This is a genomic window from Vibrio ostreae (assembly GCF_019226825.1).
Classification (GTDB): Bacteria; Pseudomonadota; Gammaproteobacteria; order Enterobacterales; family Vibrionaceae; genus Vibrio; species Vibrio ostreae.
Genome location: NZ_CP076642.1, coordinates 1,079,632 through 1,104,193 on the forward strand (window position 1 = coordinate 1,079,632; position 24,562 = coordinate 1,104,193).

Below are 24,562 nucleotides of genomic sequence, written 5' to 3' on the forward strand. Positions count from 1 at the left end.
CTGTTTTGGTAAATCATTCAGGAAATCGCCGCCTTCATGTTAGAATCGCACGCTAAGGTAGAGCTTGGCTCTACAATTTCGGTTACTAATTCAGAGTTCGTCCATGTCATTTTCCAAACTGGGGTTAAGTGATGCCCTGACACAAGCTGTGGCAGCACTTGGTTATCAAAAACCTACCACCATTCAAACCAAAGCCATTCCGGTCATTCTGCAAGGTCAGGATCTGATCGCGGCGGCGCAGACCGGTACTGGTAAAACCGCAGGCTTTGTTTTGCCGATCCTGCATAAATTGCAGGGCCGTCAGACCGAGCGCAAGAAACGCGTACGCGCTTTAATTCTGGTTCCGACTCGGGAACTGGCGATTCAGGTGGCGGAAAAAGTAGCCCAATACGGCCAACACACCGGTTTAACGTCGATGGCGATGTTTGGTGGCGTGGATGAAAAAGCGCAAAAACAACGCCTGATTGAAGGAGTGGATGTGCTGGTGGCGACGCCGGGTCGTCTGCTGGATATGTATGGTCAGCGTGCGGTCTATTTTGAAGAGATCGAAATGGTGGTGCTGGATGAAGCCGACCGCATGCTGGACATGGGGTTTATTGAGCCGATCAATAAAATCATCGATCGTCTGCCAACTGAGGTACAGTTCCTGCTATTTTCGGCCACTTTGTCGCACAAAGTGCGTGATCTGGCTAAGACGGCAGTGAATGATCCGTATGAGATTAGTATTGCTGCTAATCAGGCGTCTAAAGCGAATATTGAACAGTGGCTGGTCACGGTGGATAAAGACAAGAAATCCGCTCTGCTGAGCCATCTGATTCAGGAAAACGACTGGGATCAGGCGCTGATCTTTATTGAAACCAAGCATGGTGCAGCCAAGCTGGCATCGCAGCTGGAAAAACGTGGTATTCATGCTGAAGCGTTTCACAGCGGCCGCAGCCAGGCGGTGCGTGTTCAGTTACTGGAAGATTTTAAAGCCGGCAAGATTAAATATATGATCGCAACCGGCGTTGGTGCGCGCGGTATCGACATCCACGAATTGTCGCGGGTGGTGAACTACGATTTGCCATTCCCGGCCGATGAATACGTGCACCGTATTGGTCGTACCGGACGGGCGAATGCCAGTGGTGAAGCGATCTCGTTTGTCTCCAAAGACAATTTTAAAAATCTGTGCATGATTGAAAGCCGTCTTGGTCATTTGATCGAGCGCAGAGTCGTGGAAGGCTTTGAACCGAAAAAGCCGGTGCCGATTTCCATTCTCAATTATGTTCCAAAAAGTAAACGAGAGCCGAAGGCATAAGCGGCTTTCGCTGCTGACCAGCTAGTAACGGTTTACATCGGGCCGCGCAGGCAAAACTTGCGCGGCCCTTTTTGTTTCAATATTTTATCAGGATCTGCTTAATCATCTGTTCAGGGAGCTGGCGATAGGATCCTGTATTACCGAGTACTCAAAGCAGTCCGTTGGCAAGGTAATAATTGGCGAATGGATTGAATTAACCGGTTTGATTCTCTGCTGTTCATGTTCAATACTTGCAGGAATTTCGCCGTAAAAAATTGGTAACTTTACTCTAAAAGAGGCGAAATAGTCGTAAATCGTGATTAAACGTTGACTGTACCCGTTTATACACATGCCCGAGGTTGATACGCTGCGCCGGCAGCAGGATTAAGACAATAAACTGCGAGGACTCATCGCATGGACTGGCAACAACGCATTTTTGAGTATCTGTTTACAAAGCATGTGAAACCATCACAGAATGTTTTGCACTCCTCACGCTCGTCGCGTGAAGTATTGATCAGGCGGTTACGCGCTCAGATCTCGGCGGGTTACATCGAAAAAGATCTGCTGCAGAAAGTTTTGCCTGATTATCATTGTGAGGTGGGGCAGGATGTGAATGTGAGAAAAATCCTGCGCGCATTGGAAGCGCAAGAAGGCGAGCCGTGAGGTGGTGGGGAAACAAAAAAGCCAGCGTTCAGGGCTGGCTTCTGAATCAGTTTTGTGCTGCTTTGACGCGAATGGTGCTCTTGGCAACACTGGTCATATTCAGTGCGGCGATTGCTGCTTTGGCTTCTGCCAGTTCAGGCATTTCAACGAACGCAAAGCCCTTCGACTGACCCGTTTCCTGATCAAGCACCAGAGTGCATTCTTTTACAGTACCGTGAACAGAGAAAAGCTGACGAATTTCGTGCTCGGTTGTGGTGCGAGCCAGGTTGCGGACTAGAAGTTTCATGTTGAACCATTAATTGGGTAAAAACGGCCTCCATTGTCGCAGTAATCGCCCGACGGACCAAGTGAATGTTGTCATTTCAGTGAAAATAATCATGCGTAATAACCGGCGGCTACGCAGAGTAAGGAACCATAAGCTGACCTTGCTCTGCAGCGCTGATTACGCTGGTAACAGACGCGCTAATGTCGCGATCAGGCGCTCGATTTCGGCTGGCGAACTGTTGTGAACCATAGAAAAGCGTACGACACCGACTGCCGGATTGATATCCATCGCCTCGAGCAGGCGGCAGGAGTAAAAGTGGCCGGCACCGCACAAGAGGCCTTCTTCACCCAACTGTTTAGCCAGGTCAGCCGGCAGTACGCCATTAACCGTGATGGATACTGTTGGGGCACGCTGCGCTGCAGAGGCCGGGCCGATAATACGGATCGCCGGATGCTGATTGAGAAACTCAAGCAGCGGCTGCAGAGTGGTCAGTTCGGCCTGATGCAGCAGCTCGCGTACCGCCTCAGCTTTTTGCGTGGCACTGGCCTCTGGCTGGTCGGGAAAGTGATGTTGGTAAACAGCGGCAAAATAATCGGCGACCCCTTTGGCGGCTGCCACTTGCGCGTGATCTGGTCCGGCCGGATAAAGACGTTTTTCACGAAATTCACCATTGAAATAGTGGCCCTGATTAGCCAGCTTGGACGCCATGTCTGACTGAATCACCATCACGCCCAGATGGGGGCCGAATACCTTGTAAAGGGAAAACAGATAGATGTCGCAGCCCAGTGCTTTGACATCCGGCAGACCATGTCCTGCAAAAGAGACGCCATCCACTATCGTGCGTACATCATGTCGACGGGCCAGCGCGCAGATATCCGCGACCGGATTGATATGACCCAGGATATTGGAGCAGTGCGGAAATGTGAGTAACTTAGTTGCTTTAGTCAACAAGGGCTGCAAGGTGTCTAGCTCAAGCATGCCATTCACAGGATTGACGCTCCACTCCTTGACCACAATACCGCGCTCTGCCAGTCGGCGCCAAACGCCGCTGTTGGCCTCGTGATCCTGGTTAGTGACCACGATTTCATCGCCGGGTTGCAGCCATCCCATGACCGCATTGGCCAGTACATACGTGTTTTGCGAGGTTGACGGGCCAAAATAGATCTCGTCCGGCGCTGAGTTTAACCACGGTGCAAGCGCCTGGTAGCTGGCATCCATCCATTCACCTGCCTTAGCCGAAACCGGGTTGGGGTAATAAGGCTGCACTTTGAGCTGGTGGAAGTATTGGTCAAATTTCTCCAGTACCTGACGGCATAAATAAGAGCCGCCGGCGTTTTCAAAGAAGGCTTTATCGTGCAGAGAAGGTTCGGCAAACGCCGGAAATTGCTGGCGTACAAAATCCATATCGAGTGTAGTCATGGTTTCTATCCTTGGAGCTGAAAGGGTGAAAGGCTTGCTGGTGGTCATGAGAGCAAGCGGTAACTTAGCGTTCAGTATACGCTTTGATATATGCCGCTTTCTTGGCAACCTGAACTTGAAATACAAGGCTGAATGCGATAAATCAGTCATAAAATGGATTTATAAGGTATACATCGTGCAATCTATTGCGTTAGACCGCCAGGATGTTCGCATTCTGGAATTGTTGTTGCAGGACAGCCGTATTGCGCGGCTTGAACTGGCGGAAGCGGTTAACCTTTCGGCATCGCAGTGCTTTCGCCGTCTGAAACGGCTGGAAGAATCGGGGATTATTGAACGCTATTCCGTGGTGTTGAACAGTGCTAAAGCGGGCTTTGATATCAACGCACTGGTGATGGTGCAGTATCGTAAATCTGAACCGGATGCGCGCCGGCAGTTACTCGATTTAATAGCGCAGACGCCGATCATTCATGAGTGCTATTCCATCACCGGTGACAACGATTTTGCCCTCAAGGTCAGTTGCACTACCATGAGCGAATTTAACCGCCTGATTAATGAAACTCTGCAAACCCGTTTTATTTCCGGCATGCACTCTTACATGCTACTGGAGTGCTTTAAGCATCAGGTGGCGTTGCCGCAAACAGTGACAAAATAAAAGCCCCTTACGGGGCTTCAGCGTGTTGATTAACGAGCTTCTTTTAGTATTTTTTTCGGCTCTTTGCTTCTCATCCACAACATCAGAGCAGCGAGTACCACAAACGGCACGACAGGATCGAGCAGTGTGCCCTGTTTACCGAAGATCAGGTTCAGGATCATCACGATGCTGGCACCAATTGCCCAGGCAATGGTTGAGGATACCGACCAGATTTTCAGTTGATCCGACAGCTCGGTAATCCCCAGCGTACGGCTGATAATGTGGAAGTAGGAGTCATTAAGGTGAGAAAAACCTACCGGACCTACCGCACATGCCAGAGCGACAAAGACCGGATCCAAACCTAATGTTTCCACCAGTGGCAGCGTCATAGTGGCGGCGACCATCATAGAGGCGGTTGCAGACCCCTGGATAAGGCGCAGCATGGATGCAATCGCCAGCGGTACTAACAGGGGCGGAATACCACTGCTGGCAATCGCCTCTGCAACCTGAGGGCCGGCACCAGACGCTTTCAGTACCGCGCCCATCGCGCCGCCACAGCCGGTCACGACCAGAATCAGGCCTGTGGTCGACAAAGCATCGTCCATCGAACCGACCATATCTTTGCGATCGATATTGCGGGTGAGGCCATACAGAGCAAGCAGTACACCAATACCGACCGCAACGACCGGGTTACCCAACAAAGAGATTATGGCATAGAACAGTGAATCATCTTTAGTTACCAGTGTATTTACCAAAATCAGAACGATAGGCAGCAGAATCGGGCCAAATGACAGGAAATTACCTGGCAGATGACGGTCGTCGGTTTCCTGAACTTTTTCCAGGTTCGCCCAGTCGGCCTGGCTGGTAATCCAGTTTTCACCATTCGGGACACGGTAGTATTCTTTGCCTACTTTACGGATGTAGATTAGGGACAACAGCATCATAGGTACTGACACAATCAGGCCCCACAGCATGTACACACCCAGATCCACATTAAGGATACCCGCAACAGCGACCGGGCCCGGAGTTGGCGGGACCATAGCATGGGTGATCAGCAGGCCCAGAGCCAGTGTTACACCAAGGCCAACGGCAGACTTGCCTGTATTGCGCGAAATAGCGCGAACAAGGGAATGAAGAATGATGTAGGCAGAGTCACAGAAAACCGGTATAGCAACCAGCACGCCGGTAAACCCGAGAGCAACGTCCTCACGTCCTTTACCGCACAGTTTCACAAAGGTTTTGGCCATGCGTACCGCCGCGCCGGAGCGTTCAAAACAGGCGCCCATGATCACCCCAAAGGCAATGATCAGACCAATACCACCGAGCACTCCTCCGAAGCCGGATTTGATCGCATTCACCAAATCAGTCGGCGCCATGCCAGCAAATAAGCCCATGATAATACTGGCGATGATCATTGCCAGTGCTACCGGGATACGAGTCTTGATGATCATAACCATCATGGCCAGGATCCCAAGGATAATACCAATTAAAGCAGCGTCCATCTTTCTGTCCTTTTTATAATTTGTCCGTCTTACGGTTGTATAGGGCCCTGCGAATGCCGCCAGGGCAGGCATTCGCAGGGGAGTTGCTCATGAGTTACAGGTAAGGTTTAACCCAATCCAAACCTTGCTCTGTGGTGGTTTTCGGTTTGTACTCACAACCGATCCAGCCGTCGTAGCCGGAGTCGTCGAGCACACCGAACAGGTATGGGTAATTGGTTTCGCCATCACACGGTTCATTGCGGTGTGGCACGGAAGCAATCTGGATATGACCGGTAAACGGTGCCAAATCGCGGATCAAGATGTCTAAGTCCCCGTCCATGATCTGGGCATGGTAGAGATCCAGTTGCAGTTTGACGTTTGCGCGGTCAACCTGCTTGATGAGTTCCACCGCCTCGCGCTGATGGGCAACGAAATAGTTCGGCACATCACGGCTGTTGAGTGGTTCTATCATCAGTTCAATACCATGTTCGGCTAAGATGTCAGCGGCATAGCGGATGTTGGCGATAAAGGTCTCGACATGTTGCTGCCGGCTGTAGGCCGGATCAATGATGCCGGACATGGCATGCACTTTCTTACACCGCAGCGCTTTGGCGTACATAACCGCCGTGGCTACGCTTTGCTTAAATTCCTCTTCGCGGCCAGGCAGGACAGCCAGACCTTTCTCGCCGTTATCCCAGTCACCCGGGGGCATGTTAAACAGCGCTTGTTCGAAACCATATTTAGCCAGTTCATCGGCCAGCACTTGTGGCTCAAACGCATACGGAAACAGAAATTCAACCGCTTTGAAGCCAGCCTGATGCGCTTTGGCAAAACGCTCCAGGAACGGAACTTCGGTAAATAGCATGGTGAGGTTTGCTGCAAATTTAGCCATTATTTGCCTCTCCCTTTCAGGTCTTCCACTTCTGCGTCAGTCAGGTAGCGGATCGGATGTTTATCAAGCAGGAACATCAGACGTGCGGTCTCTTCCAGTTCTTCGGCGTTATCGACCGCATCTTCCAGGTCGGAGCCAGTTACCACCGGTCCGTGGTTGGCGAGCAGAAACGCACGGTAATCGGCGGCGCGTTTAGCCAGTTCCTCGGCGATGCGTGGTTCGCCGGGACGCAGATAAGGGATCACCGGCAGCTGACCGATGCGCATCACGTAGTACGGGGTGAACGGACGAATAGCATTATCTGAATCCAGGTTATCGAGGCACGACAGTGCGGTCAGATAAGTAGAATGCAGGTGCACAATCGCATTGCAGTTCGGATTATTGCGGTAAATTGCCAGGTGAAACGCGACCTCTTTCGATGCGCGTCTGCCGGATATCAGATTGCCTTCAATATCGACCACCGACAGCTCTTCAGCCACCAGACGGCCAAACGATGAGCCGGTTGGTGTCGCAAGAAAATTGCCATCCGGTAGTTTCAGAGACAGGTTTCCCGCCCCGCCGGTTGCGTAGCCGCGTTCAAACATAGAACGCGCAAGACGCACCATTTGTTCTCTCAGTTGTTGTTCGGTCATGAATAAAAATCCTGCGCAGTGGTAAAGAACGGCTCATCGCCAAAATTGCCTGACTTCAGTGCCAGAGACAGTGAGCCATCGATAGATTTCACCCAAGGCACGCCCGGGGCGATTTGCGGCCCGATATGGAAACCTTTGACACCCAGGCTTTGGGTGACGGTGCCGGAGGTTTCTCCGCCCGCGACAATAAAATTGCGTACGCCGAATTCCTGCAGCTGATGAGCCAGACGGCTGAAGAACAGCTCAACCGCTTGGCTGGATACGGCTGAACCATAACGAGACTGAATTTGTTGCAGTTTGTCTGCGTCTGCAGTGGCGTACACCATAGGAGCGCGAGCGTTGTTCAGGTTGGCGGTAACCCACTCAAACACGTGCTGAACGTAATTGTCATCGTTCAGACAAGCCTCGACGTCAACCGCGAGTGATGGGGCTAATGCTTGGTAATGCTTGACCTGCTTGTTGGTCATCAGTGAGCAGGAGCCGGACAGCACGACACTGGATGCGGCCTGTGGCAGGCCTGCCGCTTTGGCATCGCTCTGATCGGCCAGATGCTGCGCCCAGTTGTGAGCAATGCCTGCCGCGAGGCCAGAGCCTCCGGTAATCAGTTTGAGTGATTTGGCTGCCTGACCCAGAGTGGTCAGGTGTGCACTGTTGAAAGCATCCACCACCGCGTAGCGCTTACCGCTTTGCTGCAGCGTTGCGAACTGTTCGACTACCTCCTGCGCGCCTTGCTCGATCACTTGATAGTTGACCAGACCGGTTTCACCTTTGGACTGGCGATTCATCAGGCGAATCACACTGGAATCAGTCATTGGGGTCACCGGATGATGACGCATGCCGGATTCATTGAGTGGTTCGCCCAAGACAAACAGATGACCATTAAATACCGTGCGGCCATTGACCGGCAGAGCAGGGCACACAATGGTGAAAGATTCATTGAGGGCGTCGAGCAGGGCATCGGTCACAGGACCAATGTTGCCTTGCTCGGTGCTGTCGAACGTCGAACAATACTTGAAATAGAACTGCTGGCAGCCCTGATCTTTGAGCCAGTGCAATGCCGCCAGTGACTGGCTGACCGCCTGTTCGGCCGGGCATGAGCGTGATTTAAGGCTGATCACGACTGCGTCAGCATCCACTTGAGTTTGTGCGTCCGGCACGCCATTCAGCTGTACGGTGCGCATACCGTTTTCAACCAGAAAGCCTGCGATATCAGTAGCGCCGGTAAAATCGTCTGCGATGACTCCGAGTAACATCATTATTTCTCCGTGCCAGGTAGGTTGATACCATCAAAGATTTTGATCACGGCACTGTCATCTTGCTGGCCGTAACCTGCGTTGCTGGCCGAAGTAAACATGTTGAGTGCGGTACTGGCCAGCGGTAGAGGAAAGCGCAGATCTTGCGCCGTGTCGGCAACCAGGTTGAGATCTTTGACGAAAATATCGACCATGGATTTTGGTGAGTAGTCGCCGTCGACGACGTGTTTCATGCGGTTCTCAAACATCCAGGAGTTACCGGCGGCATTGGTTACCACGTCGTACATCAGATCGAGTGGAATATTGGCACGTGCGGCCAGTGCCATCGCTTCAGCACCGGCGGCAATGTGCACGCCCGCCAGCAGTTGATGAATGATCTTCACGGTGGCACCCAGGCCTATTTCAGTGCCGATGTTGTAAACTTTGCCCGCGGTGGCTTCCAGTACCGGTGCCAGTTTGGCAAACGCCTGCTCTGAGCCTGACGCCATGATGGTCATGTCACCGGCTTCGGCCTTGACCGCACCGCCGGATACCGGCGCATCCAGCATCAACAGATCATAGGCATTCAGGCCGGCTTCAATCTCTTTTGCATCCTGGGCTGAGATGGTCGCTGATACCATCACCGCAGTTTTCGGTTTCAGGCTGGCCGCCAGGCCGGAATCAAACAGCACCGCTTTGACCTGTTTGGCGTTGATGACCAGCAGCAGTACCGCATCTAATGCCTGAGCGAACGGCTTGGCATCATTGGCGACCGCTTTAGCGCCGTAGTTACCTAACGTTTCCAGTGCGGTCGGGTTGAGGTCGATACCGTATACATCGAGTCCGGCGCGCACACAGGATTTCGCTGCACCCATTCCCATCGAGCCTAAGCCGATAACAGCAACTGATTTAACTGTTTGATTATCCATGTGAATATCTCGCTCTAATCGTGTTAAAGATGTTAATTTGTGTTCTTTGGTGTGATTATATGTGAATTTGTGCGCGTTTTCCTGTGGTGTTACTCACAAAAATTACCATCCAGTAACAATAATGTGAAAAATAGCCCCTGAATCACAGTGATATGAGCAGAGTAGAGCATGTTTTGAGGGACTGTTTCACAATAGTTAACACAACTTCACAGATGTCAGCTTGGCTGATAAGATGGGGTTATCATTACTTGTCACGTAAGCCACTATGATTCCAGCAGAACGCCACAAAACCATTTTGTCCCTCCTTTCACAGCAAGAAGTCATCAGCATCAATGAGCTGGTTGAGCAGTTGGCTGTATCACACATGACGATTCGGCGTGATATCGCCAAGCTGGAAAAGCAGGGCAAGGTGCTGTCTGTGTCGGGAGGAGTGCAACTGAGTAGTGTGTTACATCACGAACCTTCCCATGATGCTAAGGCGACCCAGCACGCCGATGAAAAAGCCCAGATTGGCCAGATAGCCAGTCGGCTGGTGCCACGCAATGCGACCGTCTATTTAGATGCCGGTACCACGACGCTGGAGATCGCACATCATTTAGCGGCGCGGGATGATCTGCTGTTCATCACCAACGATTTTGTGATTGCAGCTTATTTAATGCATAACAGCGACAGCGATCTGTATCACACTGGCGGACGAATCGACCGCGAGAACCAATCCTGTGTGGGAAGCAAAGTGGCGGATTTTCTGGCCGGTATGAATGTGGATGTGTCGTTTGTCTCGACTTCTTCCTGGAACCTGCGCGGTATTTCCACTCCGAGTGAGCCGAAAGTGATTGTGAAAAAATCCGTGGCGGCTGCGGGGCAAAAAGTGATTCTGGTGTCTGACTCTTCTAAATATGGCAAAGTAGCCACGTTCCATGCACTCGATATTCAAACTTTCGATGCCATTATTACCGATAGCGCATTCCCGGACAGTGTTCGTCAAGATCTCGAAGAGAAAGGCATTCAGGTTCTGATGACTACGGGGGACGACGTGCCTCAGATCCGTTCTGCGTGAGAAGCAACCGATGACAAGCCACTTGAGGCCAGTGAGCGGATAAACAGTGTTGCGGTAAATCGTTTAAGTTATGCACAACTTGCGGTTTTTCGCTGATATATAACGCATGCAGTATAATTTTCATTATTCATCTTCCTCTCTGCACGATAAAGTATAAGGACTGGCGGCATACTGGTTGTCGCTTTATTGTCTCAGCGTCAAAGGAGAGGGATTTGAAATACGATGTCGTGGTAGTCGGGGCCGGTTCGATGGGAATGGCAGCAGGTTATTTCCTGGCCAGACAAGGTAAAAAAGTACTGCTGATGGATGCGTTTGATCCGCCTCACCATCATGCCAGTCACCATGGTGAAACCCGCATCATTCGTTACGCTTACGGCGAAGGCAAAGAATATGTTCCGCTGGCATTGCGGGCAAAGGCGTTATGGGAAGAACTGGAACTGCACAGTGGCCAATCGCTGTTCCTGCAGACCGGTGTGCTCAATATGGGCGAAGAGAGCTCGCGCTTCATTCAGACTCTGATTGCCAGCGCTGAAAAATACCAACTGCCGCTGGAAATTCTCAATGCCGAACAAGTGCATGCGCGTTTTCCGGGCATTACGTTACCAGAAAACTACATCGGCTGTTTTGAATCGACATCGGGTGTGTTGCGCTGCGAAGATTGCATCGCCGCCTATCGCGATCTCGCTCTGGCGCACGGTGCAGAGCTGCTGACTTATCATCCGCTGCAGGATATTAAAGCCGATGACCAAGGCGTAACCTTATACAGCGAAGATAAAATCATTCGCGCCGATAAAGTGATTATTTCAGCCGGGGCCTGGGCGACCAAACTGATGTCCAAGCTTGATTTTGCCCTGCCGATGCAACCCAACCGCAAAACGTTTGCCTGGTTTGAAGCCGATGAAGAGATTTACGGACAAACTGTATTTCCTGCTTTCTCGTTCGATTCCCCACAAGGGATCTACTACGGCTTTCCGAGCATTGACGGCGCGGGGCTGAAGATGGGGCGTCATGACGGTGGTGAACGTCAGGATCCGGATCAGGAGATTGCCGAGTATGATACGTTGACTGACAGTGTGGATTTGGAACGATTTTTAGCGACTGTAATGCCGCAAACGCAGGGTCTGATGTATGGCAAAACTTGTATGTACAGCATGACGGCCGATGAACACTTCATTATTGATACCCACCCGCAACATGACAATGTGATTATTGCGGCTGGTTTCTCTGGTCACGGTTTCAAGTTTGCCAGCGTGATTGGTGAGATTTTGAGTGACTTGGCTGCCAAAGGGGCAACCGAGCACGATATCTCGCTGTTTTCATTGCAGCGTTTTCGCTGAGGCTGAATGACATACGACAGCGCAGGAATTGTGTAGAAAGGAAGCGAGCGCTTCCTTTTTTCATCTCTGACTGTGTGTTATCCGGCGACTTTTATATCGTGCTGCCAGCTCTGGGCGAGAAAATCGATAAACTGACGCACCAGCGGAGTCTGATAACTGCGTGACAGATACACTGCCCATAAGCCACTGCTCGGGGAATGAAACTCAGGCAGCACCCGCATCAGTTCGCCGCTTTCCAGATAGGGGTTAGCCAAATCACAGGGTAACCAGACAATGCCGTTGTGGCTGAGTGCGGCGCGGCGCAAAATCGCCATATCGTTGGCACTGATCGTTCCGCTCACTTTGACGGAAAAATGTTGGTTATCCCTGACAAAATCCCATTCATGCCCGGTGAGATGGACGAAGCAGTTATGCCGCGCCAGATCGCTCGGCTCAACAATTGGATTATGACTTGCGAGATATTGCGGACTGGCACAGACCACGGTATCAACGATGATTAAGCGGCGGGCAATCAGGCTGGCATCCGGTTGCTGGGTAAAGCGCAGCGCAACATCGATCCGGTCATCGACCAGTTGTGACAGGCGATCTGAGGCCAGAATATCAATCCTTACCTGAGGGTGCAGTTCGGTAAATGCCTGCACGGTATCGAGCAGCAGGTGCTGGGCGAGACCTATCGGCGCTGAGATGCGGATGCTGCCGTTCAGTGACTGCGCCTGTTCCAGCGCGCTAATCTCCAGTTCTGCTGTCTGGTCGAGGATCTGTTCACAATGTCTCAACGCTCCTTCACCAGCAGCGGTCAGGCTGACCTTACGTGTGGTGCGATGTAAAAGGCGTTGTTGCAGCCAGTCTTCCACTTCCTGTACATGGCGTGAGACCTGTAAACGGCTCAGATTCAGATTATCGGCGGCTTTGGTGAAACTGTTGGTATTGGCCACTTCCACGAAACTGCGCATCGCGGTCAGTCGATCCATAGTGATGCCTGATTAGTAACTTAGATAGATACAATCTACATCATTTATGCGCATTTATCACCAGATCTCGAGCTACTATACTGGTTTGCGTTGATTAAATCTAATTCGATTCCATTGAGGAGTATCAAGATGAAAGTAGCAGTATTCGGTGCAACAGGTTGGATTGGCAGCCACATCGTTGAAGAAGTGAAAGCACATGGTCATGACGTGGTCGCCATTGCCCGTGACCCGTCTAAAGTGACCGCTGAAGGTGTCGAAGTGCGCCAATTTGATTTGAGCGGTGATGCGAAACTGGCTTCGGTACTGGTAGGCGTGGATGCGGTGATTGCTTCTATCGGCGGCCGAGCGGCGGGTAACCACGAAATCGTTGCCAACACAGCCAAGAACATGCTTGAGCAACTGCCTGCAGCCGGTATTGAGCGTTTGCTTTGGGTCGGCGGCGCCGGTTCACTGGAAGTGGCTCCGGGTATTCAGCTGTTCACCGTACCTGACTTCCCGGCTGAGTATAAGTCTGAATCTCTGGCTCAGGGTGACGCTTTGCAAGTATTCAAAAACAGCGACAGTGCCGTGCAATGGACGTTCATCTGTCCGGCTGCAGAGATCTTCCCTGGCGATAAACAAGGCGCTTACCGCGTGACTGTCGATCAGTTTATGACGGACGCAGAAGGCAATAGCCGCATTTCTGTTGCAGATTACGCGGCGGCGCTGGTGGATGAACTCGACAGTGGCGACCATCCTCGTCAGCGGATTGGTTTTGCTTACTAGGATTGGTGTTGCTTAAGAATTGGTTAGCAAGTCACGTCGATCGTAAGCTACGTCGAACGCAAAGAGTTCGTCACCACAGATTCGTCCGCCTGTTTGGTAACCCGATTTGCCAATTGAGTGAGACGCAGCCAGCCGCAAGGCTGGCTTTTTCGTATCTGCTCAACTTGAGTTGCAATCAAAGCAGTAAGTGCTTACTTTTTGTCCGCGCCTTAAAATCTGGCGTCGTGTGTCAGATAGGGCTGCCATCACGTTTGCCATAAACGGAAGATAGAGCAGGGGGCGATAATTCCACTGGTGGTGTGAGAGAGTAATAAAGTCTCATACTAAAATGGCAGCGTTCTCGGTCGATACGCTACCATTCCTAAATCGAAATTGCTCCATTCCGTGTCACTTATGATTGAGCACTCGCTTCACCTAAGCATCATTTGACTTACTTTTTGTAATCGTTTAATTGGTTCTTAATAAAAAAAGAAAAGGGAACCGAAGCTCCCTTAAATCAAATCAGTTTGTAGTCGATACAGGTTGCCCTTGCTCTGCTTTGTCCGTTAATCCCGAGAGAATAGCGAGTACTAATGCACCGGCTGAAAGCAGACCTCCTGCCCAGTTAGGGGATTGAAGCCCAAATCCTGACGCAATAACGAATCCTCCAAACCAAGCGCCAACGGCGTTGCCTAAATTGAAGACACCAATATTAACGGCTGAAGCTAATGTTGATGCACCTGCTGCTTTGGCTTTATCCATCACAAGCTTTTGAATCGGAGAGACTGTTGAGAAGCCAAATGCGGCCATTAAGAAAATACAAATGACTGACATGATTTGGCTATTGATGGCGTAGTTGAAGACAAACAGAACAATGGCCTGAGCGCTTAACGTAATGTAAAGCATCGGCATTAACGCTTTGTCTGCATACTTACCGCCAAGATGGTTGCCTACAAACAGGCCCAATCCAAACACCAACATAAGCCAAGTCACGTCAGAACTGCTAAAGCCTGCGATTTCAGTCATCATTGGAGCAATGTAAGTGATGGATGTGAAAAATGCGCCGGGACCTAAAACCGTGATACCCATAGCTAACAGCACATTGATGTTACCAAACGCTTTAATCTCTTTAGAGAACTGTTGGTCTTGAGCAGCAGGTTGATGAGGAATAAGACGCCAAACGCTCAGCACGGTCATGACGCCAACGATAGCGACAAGACCAAAGGTCAGACGCCATGTTATGTGCTCACCAATCCAAGTTCCGACCGGAACGCCCACCAGGTTAGCGACTGTTAATCCCATAAACATAAACGCAATGGCTTGAATCCGCTTTGATGGCGCAACCATATCAGCAGCAATAATAGAGCCTATGCCAAAGAACACGCCATGTGCGAGTGAGGTGACAATACGGCCAAGTATTGCAACACTGAGGCTTGGTGCGAATGCTGTGATCAAGTTGCCAATGATGAACAATACCATGACGAAAATGAGCATGGTTTTGCGCGGTATTTTTGAGCCAAAGATGATAAGTGCAGGTGCGCCAAAAAAGACACCCAATGCATAAGATGTGGCTAAGTAACCTGCAATGGGAATGGTTATTTGGAATTCATCGGCTATCGCAGGCAACAAACCTGCGATGACAAACTCGGTTGTACCAATACCAAAGGCACCGATAGCCAAAGCCCAGAGTGCTAGTGGCATAATTTTCTCCTCAATATAATTTGATTAATCATTTGTAGAAATGAGTTTAATCGTAAAATATGAGTCAATAAACACACGCCATGTACACTTAATGTAGAATTAAATTCTACCCTCTAACCAAAATAGCCCTCTATGGCTTTTTGGACTAACTCATCAACGAGCAAACGAACCTTAGGCACCAAGTGCTTAGTGCACGGCCAAAGAATGTGTAGAGCAACTGGGTCAGGTGAGTTCTCGGTGAGGACAGAAACAAGACAGCCTGAATCTATGTGTTCTTTTACCATGCTTTCGGGAAGTTGCACGATCCCCATACTCCCCAAACATGCTTTTAACAAGGCATCGCCATCACCGATTCGGTGAGGTCTATCCGAGATATATTGGATAGTTTTTCCCTCTTCATTTTTAAGTTTCCATGCCAATGGTGCGCGACTTCTATAGCCCATAATACAGTGATGGTTTGCCAGATCATCGATGTGTGTTGGCTTTCCATATTGCTCAAGGTACTCGGGAGTAGCACATAAATAGAGGTGTTGGTCACTTAGACAGCGAGACTTCAGTTCATTAGTGCTTTTTAGTTCACTGAATCTCAAAACCAGATCTAAACCTTCTTCGACAGGATCAACCAAACGGTCATTGAACGACATCTCAAATCGGATCTCTGGGTATCGTTGAGAGAAGTTTGTCAGAATGGGCATCATCAGGTGACGGCCAAAAAAAGCGGGCATATCAATACGGATGACCCCCGAAGGATTATCTTGGCGTCGGCTTAGGGAGTTTTCCGCTGAATCAAGAATCTCTAACGCTGTTGTGCAACTGGTAAGGTAAGCTTCACCGTCACCAGTCAGGCTGAGTTTCCTTGTTGAACGATGGAAAAGCTTAGTGCCCAACCGTTCCTCCAATCGGGCTATACTTTTCCCAACGGCGGATTTTGTGATCCCCAGTTTTTCACTGGCTTCAGTAAAGCTAGAAGAATTGGCAGCGACAACAAAGTTTGTAATACCACGAAGAGATTCATCTGAATTGAATGTAGACATTAAGCTAACCATTTAGACATCAATGTCGTCATTATTGACTCAATGTACCCAATTGTATACAGATTACCTTATGTACTGAATTGTTTCTGCCCCGTTTTGTGTTAGAGCAAACGCTTATTCAAATCAGTATATTGAATTTGCCATATTTGAAGTTATCCGAAGACGGGCAGTTCGATCTCGGAACCAATAAAAACCTCATTGGAGTTGCCTTCAAGGAATTGGTCAATACCGTAACTCTCTCATAAAGCTTAACTTTCAGTCAATTGGCGAGTAATATGTGTACAATTCAAATCTATCAGGTGACGTGAATGTGTACTAGAGAGCTATTAGGGATATGCTTTGTTCCCGCAGGGAGTTCTTCTGACTCTATATTCGGCTTCTCATCGTTTATTTCCGCTCTAGCACTACTATTTGTGGTCTACACAATTACGGGGGGAACGCTATAAATTTCGTATAGCAGTTGCACCAATATCACTCTACAAAACCTCTTTTTACATCATACCTCTTATTGGTATCGGAGTTCTTATATCAGAGTTATGGGTCAATTTAGGTTGGCTTACTCCTGATTTCAATCTAAGCCAAAGTATGTGGCAAGCAATCTTTGCTGTACTTTTCCTCATGATCATTAGTTTGTGGGCTTACTTTGGTTTTATATCTCCTCCTAAATTTGGGAAGAACAACTACAAACAGTTCATGCATCAACTGTATGCGAGAATCTTAGAGGGGAATGCAGATGTTCTTAAAGAGGTTGCCTCAGAAATTACACCTTCGATTAGCCGTATAGTAACTTGCGCATCTGGTTCTAAGGGCGAATGCAAGGATTATGCTCATGACATCATACTACTTATAGGAAACAAAAGATTTTGTGAGGTTGTTGCAGAATATCATCCAAACCTCATAATCGAATTATACGAAAGCATGACAGCAGAAAATATCCAGACACTGCCATTTCGTCAATTTACTAAGAACACCGCAACGGCTGCAATACTTAACTCAAACTCGCTCTTGCACCATGAAGGAGATGGTTTCAGCTCTGGGCTTATTGGGTACATAAAGCCTTTAAGTATTTCCATGCTTGGAGACATAGAAAAGCTCGAAGCCTTAAATCGACAGTTTGCTTCCCCTCTAGATGCTGATTTACCACTTTTCTACCTAAAACATGAACAATTTAAAGTGTATTGTGACTCAGCTCTAACAGCAATTGAGTCTTATCTAAACGAAGGATGGTGGTGGAGACATTCATACGCAATAAATAACGCCTTCAGTAAAATAAAAGACAACAGCACATATCTATATGAAATCAACAGTAACCCCAATAATTACTATGATCTTGATTGCTATAAAAACTTCAGAGTGGCAGTAAAGTTTGTCACGTCTGTGATAAACCTAATAGAAAACCATCCGTCTGTTGCAGTTTTTACACCTCACAAGCTACGGAAAAGGAAAGAGGAAAGATTCCAATCAATTGATTTATATGACTTGGTATCCGAATTGATGTTTGAGCTAACATTTGCTGCTGCATGTGTTAGTGTTGATGAGGACACATGTTGGTCAATTCAGCATAACTCTTGTTGGAGCGATTTTATCGGTCACAGAGATAGTAAGGCTAGCTATTACATTTTAAAGAAATACTACCGATTGATATACGATGAAATCAGGAGAATGGAAAAGTTACCCAATTTCAAATCAGCTAGGATTCTGGGATTCTGCTTAAATATATTCGGTGTAAAAATACCTACTAAAGACAACTATAGGAAGGAGTATTACTCGTTAAGAAAAGTGATTATTCATTGGACAATCCATAACTACGAAAACATTAGAAAAGAATACACTAGAGTTGCAAAAGCTTGTTTAATTGGCGGTATAACTTACGAAGACAAAAAGCTGACAAAAACTTATGCCTTAGGTCTTCGAGATGAAGCCACAAAAGAAACTTTAGAGTTAAAATGATCAAATTTTGTATTGAATCGCTCGATATTGCCAGTGAAGCCTGCGTATTGGTAAGTCATTAGTGTAGTGGTTTAAGTGATTAAGGCGGCATGCGGCGGCTTCAGTATTGCGTTACGGGGCGTTAGGTTTAAGGAGGATTTATGCACCAAGCTCATTGGCGTTACTGGAGTAAAATATATAAGAATAAAACAGGGCGTTCCCTAGAACGTTGGGCTTTGCAGCATTTACATGGGAAAAGATTATTAGCATATTTGGCTAAAAAAATAGCAAAGCAACATCAAGTTGCAGGAGGAGTAGAGGTAAGCTCCATTTGGATTGATGGCACGCCGCAGGCTCATGGAATAGCTAATACTCAGAAAGTAAAATGTGAGCTGGCAGACTTACTGTATATTGTCGAGGAATGTAACGCCAAGGGAGTAGTATTCTCAAAAAAAGCGTTACTACTACAGGCTAAGAATACTTCGAAATTTAAAAAAATTGACAGTGGTGCGTCTACAGCGAAAGAAAGAAAGCTTCTAGAAAAGTTAGATAGACATCAACCTTTAACTATCAGGGCAGGTGTACAAAACTCCTCAAGGGTAATTGGTTCATATACGTTAGGTGGAACCAATATCGAAGGGCTACCAGATTGCTCTAAGTTTCTGTTAATGCCCAAGAACCAACTCTGGATAAAAAATACAAATAAGTTATTTCCCTTTCACGTTACTTGGCCAAAACATAAAACAACGTCAGAGATGGTTACAGGCTGCGATCTAGTTCAAGCTGCGATAGATATGGCTGGAAATGGTAGTTTAGGAAAAGACGTGGTTGATCCGAAAATCTGCGAGTGGTCAAAGTTGGTAACAGATCTTGAAAATGGTTATAAGAATGTTGTCATGAATGGGTATAGAAATCAGAAGCGAGTTTATCGTTCAGGAGTCCAGTTATTTTGTTCGAACTTCAATTCGACGCTACAAAGTAGTGGTGATTACACCTATCACGATGAGGAGCACCTACCATACATATCTATTTTGAAGGTGAGGTTTTTTAATATGCGCTTAGATTAAAAACCCATACAAAGCGCTTAAGTCTGACTGCAAACCTGTGACGGTTTTGTCCAGAACCTTCACAGTTGACACTTCGTAAGTCAGAAATGCCCTAAACCTTCTCAGGATCATCACTCATAATACTTCTAGTAATTTCAGTTTGATTCAATTTATCTAATGCCTCATTATGTGTTTAGTTGATAAAAAAAACAACTTGTCCGTGGACTAAAAAGTTGGGGTCAGGTCAGTGCTATGTACGAAAAAATTGCATATATCATTTTAGGGGTAGCAATAGGTAAGCTTTTCGATTTTTATATTCAAAGGCGAAAAGTTTCATCCTTGGAGGTGGCGATTCTTGAAGAACTGGAAGATATTAAGTATCGATTGCTCTTGATTTGTAGATCATATGAAAGAAGTATTCAAATCTACGCATTGAATGGTATAGATTCAGGCGTTCCACTAAAGCTATCTAATCCTATATTTAAAAAGCACTATTCTGACATCGCTATTAAGTTAGGTTCAGCTCAAAGGAAATCTTTGTCATTAATAGATTCTTGCGTTGAATCTGTAAATTTAGGAATAAATCGAATCGAAGAATTGCATTCTAACACGGTTGCAAATTTGTCAGATGAAGCAATAGAAAGGTGGGGAGATTTATTAAAAGCACAATATATAAATGCGGCTACAGCATATTGGCACGTAAATTATCACTTGTCTAACCAGGAGCTACCTTTTTTGGACATCGAGGATTCCGAAGAGCACAAAGCCTATTTGTCTCAGCGCAAGTCTTCGGAAGAACACGTAGAAAAACTCATTAAAAGGGCGCGTGAAAGCCTAAATCGAGACGACTTCGATTGAAATTTTTTCTAATCTGATGTAGGCGACTTTATGTTACGTCCTAAAACAGTTCTGTCCATCTTCGTTTCATCCTGTTCGGGCTGAAACATTTCTGCCCCAAATGAGTTGCGCCTCCAAATCACAAAATGATACTCAGTCAACTTTGATATACAAAAAGTAATAAGAGACAAAAGGCAAGACCTGACCCCGTGAGTTTTAATAGCTTGCCCTTCAATGGTGTAAAAATTGTACGAGCGTAACCTTTTTACTAAGTCTCGTAACTACACCGCTCAATATTCAACAGGTTTTACTTGCATTCATGGAGTATTTGTACAAAATTAATCCCTTCTAACCGTATGGTAACTATGGTGATTTTATTTGCTTCGATCTAGCATGGTGGTGAAATTGGTTTCGAGAACATAACGAGATCGCGAGTTTTTCCCAGTGCGCGAAGTTAATGAGAGTGAATCTAGGAGTAATCGACAGGATGACAGAAGGTTTTGCCAACAACGCTACACCAAAGTATTTAGGCTATGTTTACCAAGTCTTAATCGCCATTGAGAAGTGCTTTGATGCAAAACCCAATGAGACTATCTGGATAGAGTGCTTTGGGGATGTCTATGATGGTAAGACGTTCACAGAGGTAAAACACCACGTAGAAGAGCATAACTTAGCTAGTAACTCAAAAGATTTCTGGAACACTTTGAAGAACTTGGTGGTTGAAGACTCCTCTATGTTTGAGCAAATTGTGTTACACACGACATCTTTCATTTCCGAGAGTTCAATATTTCATGGTTGGAACACACGAAGTGCTCATGAAAAACTCAATATCATAAAGTCTCACGTACCATCATCTTCAGTTAAGCCTCTCTATGACAAAATTTTTGAAGATGCATCGGATGCCGAGCTATTGAGCATATTGTCTAGATTTACAATTGATCAATCTCGGGAACATGTAGAAGATAAATGGAAGAGCTTATTGGAAGCTCGCAAATTGAAGTGCGTGTTAGAGCCATACAGAGAAAGCATTTTCCATTGGATATACTCATACGTTAATAAAAGTGCAATTGTAGACCACCGACATTGGAAGGTTAATATCAATGATTTTGATGATGCTTTCCAGTTTCAGGTTAACAGGTGGAGTGGAGATAGCATTCCTTTTCCTGTAGACCGCACGGAGTATGATACGGAGCAGCAGAATGCTGACGGTTACTTGTTTTTATTAGAGTATAGAGATATTGGTTTGAAAGGCAGAGATAGAGGTGTTGCTCTCAATGATTACTTCAAAGCTAAAAACAGTGAAGAGAGCCTTGTAGATCTTAAACCAGACATTATGCCCGAAATTATTGATAACTATTTAGTAGATGCAGTAGAGAAAGCTACAGGATATAAAAGACAATATTCTTACGAAATAGATTATGAAGATTTAGGTTCATCCAAATCTAACAAGGCAGCTTGTAAAGCATATTTTGAATTTCATAATAGTTCGGTGTTAGAAGTGCCTGAGGTAAGTGGTACGAAACCTTACTTCATGAGAGGTAAAGTACACGAGGCTATTAATAACACCGCTTATACTTGGAAATATAATAAAGAGGATATTGACTAATGAATCCTCAGGTTATTAGAGATTTGAAGTATTCTCCCTCTTTTGTTGCTGAAATACTATATTCATTTATTCAAGGAGCTAGACGAGTTGATGAGCGAGGCGCGAAGTTTGAGTTGATTTATCTTGTTGTTCCTTTTGTTATGGATGATGTTTTAAGGGCGAAACTAAATAGGTCTAATGTTAGTAGTACTTTTCAAACTGCATTTCTAAAGGATGATGAAATTAAAGAACGTTTGTTTTTGATAAATGATAAAGTTCAATACTCAAAGTCTGTAACAAATTGTGGAATAATCTACCTCAGTTCAATTTGTGAAATTATAATCAATTCTTTTATTTTGAATGGAAATGATTTAGAAGAAATATCAATAACAAATGACTATAAAAAAGAATTTATAAAGGCATCTTATAACTTAGGTATTATTTTTTCGAAAGAAGGATATGTTAATGTTCTTCTGAAATCCAAGGTCACAAATATATGAAAGCTTTTTTAAAAAATATAATTCTCATTGGTCATGATGGTGATTTGAAACGTCTTGGCTTTGACCGAGGGTTAAACATAATAACAGGTGACTCTAAAACAGGTAAAAGTGCTTTAATAGAGATTGTAGATTTTTGTTTGTTTTCGAATCGCTCTACAATCCCTGTGGGAAAAGTTACTGATTTCACAGATATATTCTGTTGCGTATTTGAACACAATAATAAAAAGATAATCATTGGACGCTCAAATAATCAGCCAACAAAGTGTTATTTTTCTGTTGAATATTCGGCTGATTTCAATGTTGATAATAAAATTAACTCTAACTATTTTAAGTCCAAGAAAACTAGAACTAAATTCGAAGTTCAAAAGGATTTCGAAGAGCACTTAGGATTATCGGTTGAAGATACATCATTGAATGATGATGACGATTATAAACTTAAGAAAGGGAAAGTCTCGATTCGGAATGCTACTTCACTATTCTTTCAGCATCAAAACTTAATAGCTAACAAGCATAGTTTGTTTTATAGGTTTGATAACTTCATTAAAAGTAGAACAGTAATTGATCAATTTCCTATATTTATGGGTTGGGTTGATAGCAGATACTACAGATTGAAGAAAAGATCTGAAGATTTAGAAAAGCAAATAAAAAAGATAGAGATAGAAGAAAAGAAAGCTCTGCTAGGTATTCAAGAAAAAAGAGAAAAATTACTTATACCAATTAGGCAGTATTATAGAGTTTTAAATCTTAAATTTTTGGATGAAGATGCATCACTAGGAAAGCTGAAAAATTTAGCGAAAAACCTGCCTTCTGTACCATTGAATGCAGAGCAAAATGTTGATTTCAATAAGCAGCTAAATGCCTTAGAGAAAGCAAAAGATAAAGAGCTAACGTCTTTATATGAATGTAATCAATTGATAAGTCTTATTAAGGCGAATGAGGAGGAGTCAATAGATTACTCCAACTCGATGGCACGCCTTGCTGAAGTATCGCAAGATGAGTCAGTACCTAAAAACAGTGTTAGTTGCCCGTTATGTAGCGCACCAGTAACTAGTGTTGTTTCTAAAGTGGAAGAGGTTAAGCGCTCTAGAGCGCTACTTCTTGATGAACTGTCCCGAATTGGTAGTTACAAACAGGACAGTTCTAAATCTCTTAACTCATTACTTTTAAAGCGAGACAAGCAAAAACAGGTCGTAGCTAATATAGATAATGAAATAAGACAATTAAGAAAATTATTCAAAGTTAAAAATAATCTAGATATAAGGGACTCACTAAATAATATTCGTGGGAGGATAGAGAACACCTTAGAATTCTTTATTGAAGGGCAAAAGTTAGAAAAATCTAACCACGATCTTCCAGCTATGAAAGAGGAATTAGAAAATTGTATCAGACTGATTCGAGGCTATGGTCTTGAACATAAATTTTCCGAGGCTAATGCACTTATCAATGAGACAATGAATGAGCTTAAAAAAGACTTAGATTTTGAAGATGATTTACGAAATGGTGAAATGAAATTCAAAACAGAAGATTTCACGTTCGCTTATTACTTTAAAAATCAAGAAATACTACTATCAGAAATGGGTAGTGGTGCGAACTGGTTAGCTTGTCATCTAGCGGTTTTCTTGTCAATTTTAAAATTAACCTCAAGCTCAAATTCTGTAATACCAGTAATATTATTTCTAGACCAACCTAGTCAGGTATATTTTCCAAAAGTAACAAGAAGGTTTTCTTCTAATAATAAGCAAGAGTTATTGGGTGAAGAAGAAGTTGATGAGAATATTAAACAAGTAATAAATATATTCAAGGTTTTTGAACGATTCTTAAATGAACTTGAAAGAGATCCAAAAATTGGGTTTAAGCCACAGATTATAGTTTTAGAACATGCAGATGAACCTGAGTTTGATCAGTATGTTAGATATAGATGGTCTTCAAATGGTCAAAAGTTGATATAATTTTACTAAGGTCAAGCAGTAACGTTTGACCTTAATATTATTGCTAATGATATCTATGACATAAAGGCTAACAATACTCGGGGTCAGATCTTTCTTTTTACCCAAGCAAAATTTATCTGAGAGTCCGACATTCACCAGATATCGTAACACGGAAATGTCCAGAAACGTTTTTCAACGGATGATGAAGACAACCAGTATGATGCTTTAATATTCAGCGGTAGCCCGATTCAGACTTGGTTGTAGAAATTAGTATGAATCCTTTTTTGGGGTTACGTATCATTTAGAACGGTACGAACAGGGTTACTTGGCTGTTTAGTATGAAACTTTACTCCTCTCCCACAGGTGGGCGCTTTAACAGGAAAACGGGTGTCTCAGGCTATGAACGGCACTGAATAAATCTCAATGCGACACGTTTTTATTGCGAAAATCCATTAACCTGTTAACGTTCAAAA

At 45.6% G+C, this 24,562-nt stretch carries 22 protein-coding genes; 12 read left to right on the top strand and 10 right to left on the bottom strand.

Annotated elements, in window-relative coordinates; all coding sequences use genetic code 11:
- Positions 1–103: 103 nt before the first annotated feature.
- Positions 104–1,297 carry a DEAD/DEAH box helicase gene (locus tag KNV97_RS04630; protein WP_136483619.1) on the top strand — a complete coding sequence of 398 codons (1,194 nt, stop codon included), beginning with the start codon at positions 104–106 and terminating at the stop codon, positions 1,295–1,297.
- Between the two features lie 393 nt (positions 1,298–1,690).
- Positions 1,691–1,939 (top strand): hypothetical protein, encoded by a 249-nt coding sequence (locus tag KNV97_RS04635; RefSeq protein ID WP_136483618.1) that lies wholly within the window; start codon positions 1,691–1,693, stop codon positions 1,937–1,939.
- 46 nt (positions 1,940–1,985) lie between these two features.
- Here the strand turns inward: KNV97_RS04635 and KNV97_RS04640 are convergent, their stop codons facing one another.
- Together KNV97_RS04640 and KNV97_RS04645 are read right to left on the bottom strand one after the other, a co-directional pair.
- Positions 1,986–2,225: an RNA recognition motif domain-containing protein gene (locus KNV97_RS04640; RefSeq protein WP_136483617.1), complete on the bottom strand. Its 240-nt coding sequence runs from the start codon at positions 2,223–2,225 to the stop codon at positions 1,986–1,988.
- A gap of 156 nt (positions 2,226–2,381) precedes the next feature.
- On the bottom strand, positions 2,382–3,623 hold the full coding sequence (locus KNV97_RS04645) for an aminotransferase class V-fold PLP-dependent enzyme (RefSeq protein WP_218561651.1): 1,242 nt from the start codon (positions 3,621–3,623) through the stop codon (positions 2,382–2,384).
- 175 nt (positions 3,624–3,798) lie between these two features.
- Between KNV97_RS04645 and KNV97_RS04650 the strand changes: the two genes are divergently transcribed.
- On the top strand, positions 3,799–4,275 hold the full coding sequence (locus KNV97_RS04650; RefSeq protein ID WP_136483615.1) for an Lrp/AsnC family transcriptional regulator: 477 nt from the start codon (positions 3,799–3,801) through the stop codon (positions 4,273–4,275).
- A 29-nt stretch (positions 4,276–4,304) separates the two neighbouring features.
- On the opposite strand, the gene KNV97_RS04655 is transcribed toward KNV97_RS04650, so the two are convergent.
- The 5 genes from KNV97_RS04655 to ltnD all read right to left on the bottom strand — a co-directional run bounded on the left by KNV97_RS04655 (position 4,305) and on the right by ltnD (position 9,420).
- Positions 4,305–5,756 carry a GntP family permease gene (locus KNV97_RS04655; protein WP_218561652.1) on the bottom strand — a complete coding sequence of 484 codons (1,452 nt, stop codon included), beginning with the start codon at positions 5,754–5,756 and terminating at the stop codon, positions 4,305–4,307.
- A gap of 94 nt (positions 5,757–5,850) precedes the next feature.
- Positions 5,851–6,627, bottom strand: a complete 777-nt coding sequence (otnI, locus tag KNV97_RS04660) for a 2-oxo-tetronate isomerase (protein ID WP_136483613.1) — start codon at positions 6,625–6,627, stop codon at positions 5,851–5,853.
- Positions 6,627–7,259 (bottom strand): 3-oxo-tetronate 4-phosphate decarboxylase, encoded by a 633-nt coding sequence (otnC, locus tag KNV97_RS04665; protein ID WP_136483612.1) that lies wholly within the window; start codon positions 7,257–7,259, stop codon positions 6,627–6,629. Before otnC ends, otnI begins: the two co-directional genes overlap by 1 nt.
- Positions 7,256–8,512 carry a 3-oxo-tetronate kinase gene (gene otnK / locus KNV97_RS04670; protein WP_136483986.1) on the bottom strand — a complete coding sequence of 419 codons (1,257 nt, stop codon included), beginning with the start codon at positions 8,510–8,512 and terminating at the stop codon, positions 7,256–7,258. Before otnK ends, otnC begins: the two co-directional genes overlap by 4 nt.
- A 2-nt stretch (positions 8,513–8,514) precedes the next feature.
- Complete coding sequence (ltnD, locus tag KNV97_RS04675) at positions 8,515–9,420, bottom strand: L-threonate dehydrogenase (RefSeq protein WP_136483611.1); 906 nt, start codon at positions 9,418–9,420, stop codon at positions 8,515–8,517.
- Between the two features lie 265 nt (positions 9,421–9,685).
- Between ltnD and KNV97_RS04680 the strand changes: the two genes are divergently transcribed.
- A complete protein-coding gene (locus KNV97_RS04680; RefSeq protein WP_136483610.1) occupies positions 9,686–10,477 on the top strand; it encodes a DeoR/GlpR family DNA-binding transcription regulator in 792 nt (263 codons plus the stop codon).
- Between the two features lie 212 nt (positions 10,478–10,689).
- Entirely contained in the window at positions 10,690–11,814 is a 1,125-nt protein-coding gene (gene solA / locus KNV97_RS04685) for an N-methyl-L-tryptophan oxidase (protein ID WP_136483609.1), read from the top strand.
- Positions 11,815–11,891: 77 nt separating this feature from the next.
- On the opposite strand, the gene KNV97_RS04690 is transcribed toward solA, so the two are convergent.
- Complete coding sequence (locus KNV97_RS04690) at positions 11,892–12,785, bottom strand: LysR family transcriptional regulator (RefSeq protein WP_218561653.1); 894 nt, start codon at positions 12,783–12,785, stop codon at positions 11,892–11,894.
- Between the two features lie 129 nt (positions 12,786–12,914).
- On the opposite strand from KNV97_RS04690, the gene KNV97_RS04695 reads away from it, so the two are divergent.
- Entirely contained in the window at positions 12,915–13,550 is a 636-nt protein-coding gene (locus KNV97_RS04695) for an NAD(P)-dependent oxidoreductase (RefSeq protein ID WP_218561654.1), read from the top strand.
- Positions 13,551–14,051: 501 nt separating this feature from the next.
- Here the strand turns inward: KNV97_RS04695 and KNV97_RS04700 are convergent.
- Positions 14,052–15,230 (bottom strand): MFS transporter, encoded by a 1,179-nt coding sequence (locus KNV97_RS04700; protein ID WP_218561655.1) that lies wholly within the window; start codon positions 15,228–15,230, stop codon positions 14,052–14,054.
- Positions 15,231–15,343: 113 nt separating this feature from the next.
- Positions 15,344–16,264 carry a LysR family transcriptional regulator gene (locus tag KNV97_RS04705; protein WP_218561656.1) on the bottom strand — a complete coding sequence of 307 codons (921 nt, stop codon included), beginning with the start codon at positions 16,262–16,264 and terminating at the stop codon, positions 15,344–15,346.
- Between the two features lie 411 nt (positions 16,265–16,675).
- Between KNV97_RS04705 and KNV97_RS04710 the strand changes: the two genes are divergently transcribed.
- The 6 genes from KNV97_RS04710 (at position 16,676) to KNV97_RS04735 (ending at position 24,110) form a co-directional block, all read left to right on the top strand.
- The gene (locus tag KNV97_RS04710) at positions 16,676–18,214 is read left to right on the top strand and encodes a hypothetical protein (RefSeq protein WP_218561657.1); all 1,539 of its coding nucleotides are present in this window, start codon (positions 16,676–16,678) and stop codon (positions 18,212–18,214) included.
- A 140-nt stretch (positions 18,215–18,354) separates the two neighbouring features.
- The gene (locus KNV97_RS04715) at positions 18,355–19,260 is read left to right on the top strand and encodes a hypothetical protein (protein WP_021706407.1); all 906 of its coding nucleotides are present in this window, start codon (positions 18,355–18,357) and stop codon (positions 19,258–19,260) included.
- Positions 19,261–19,491: 231 nt separating this feature from the next.
- The gene (locus tag KNV97_RS04720; protein WP_021706405.1) at positions 19,492–20,097 is read left to right on the top strand and encodes a hypothetical protein; all 606 of its coding nucleotides are present in this window, start codon (positions 19,492–19,494) and stop codon (positions 20,095–20,097) included.
- A 466-nt stretch (positions 20,098–20,563) separates the two neighbouring features.
- A complete protein-coding gene (locus KNV97_RS04725) occupies positions 20,564–21,682 on the top strand; it encodes a hypothetical protein (protein ID WP_050941284.1) in 1,119 nt (372 codons plus the stop codon).
- The gene (locus KNV97_RS04730; protein WP_021706403.1) at positions 21,682–22,161 is read left to right on the top strand and encodes a three component ABC system middle component; all 480 of its coding nucleotides are present in this window, start codon (positions 21,682–21,684) and stop codon (positions 22,159–22,161) included. The genes KNV97_RS04725 and KNV97_RS04730 overlap by 1 nt, the downstream gene beginning before the upstream one ends.
- On the top strand, positions 22,158–24,110 hold the full coding sequence (locus KNV97_RS04735) for a DUF3732 domain-containing protein (protein ID WP_218561658.1): 1,953 nt from the start codon (positions 22,158–22,160) through the stop codon (positions 24,108–24,110). Before KNV97_RS04730 ends, KNV97_RS04735 begins: the two co-directional genes overlap by 4 nt.
- Positions 24,111–24,562 lie beyond the last annotated feature (452 nt).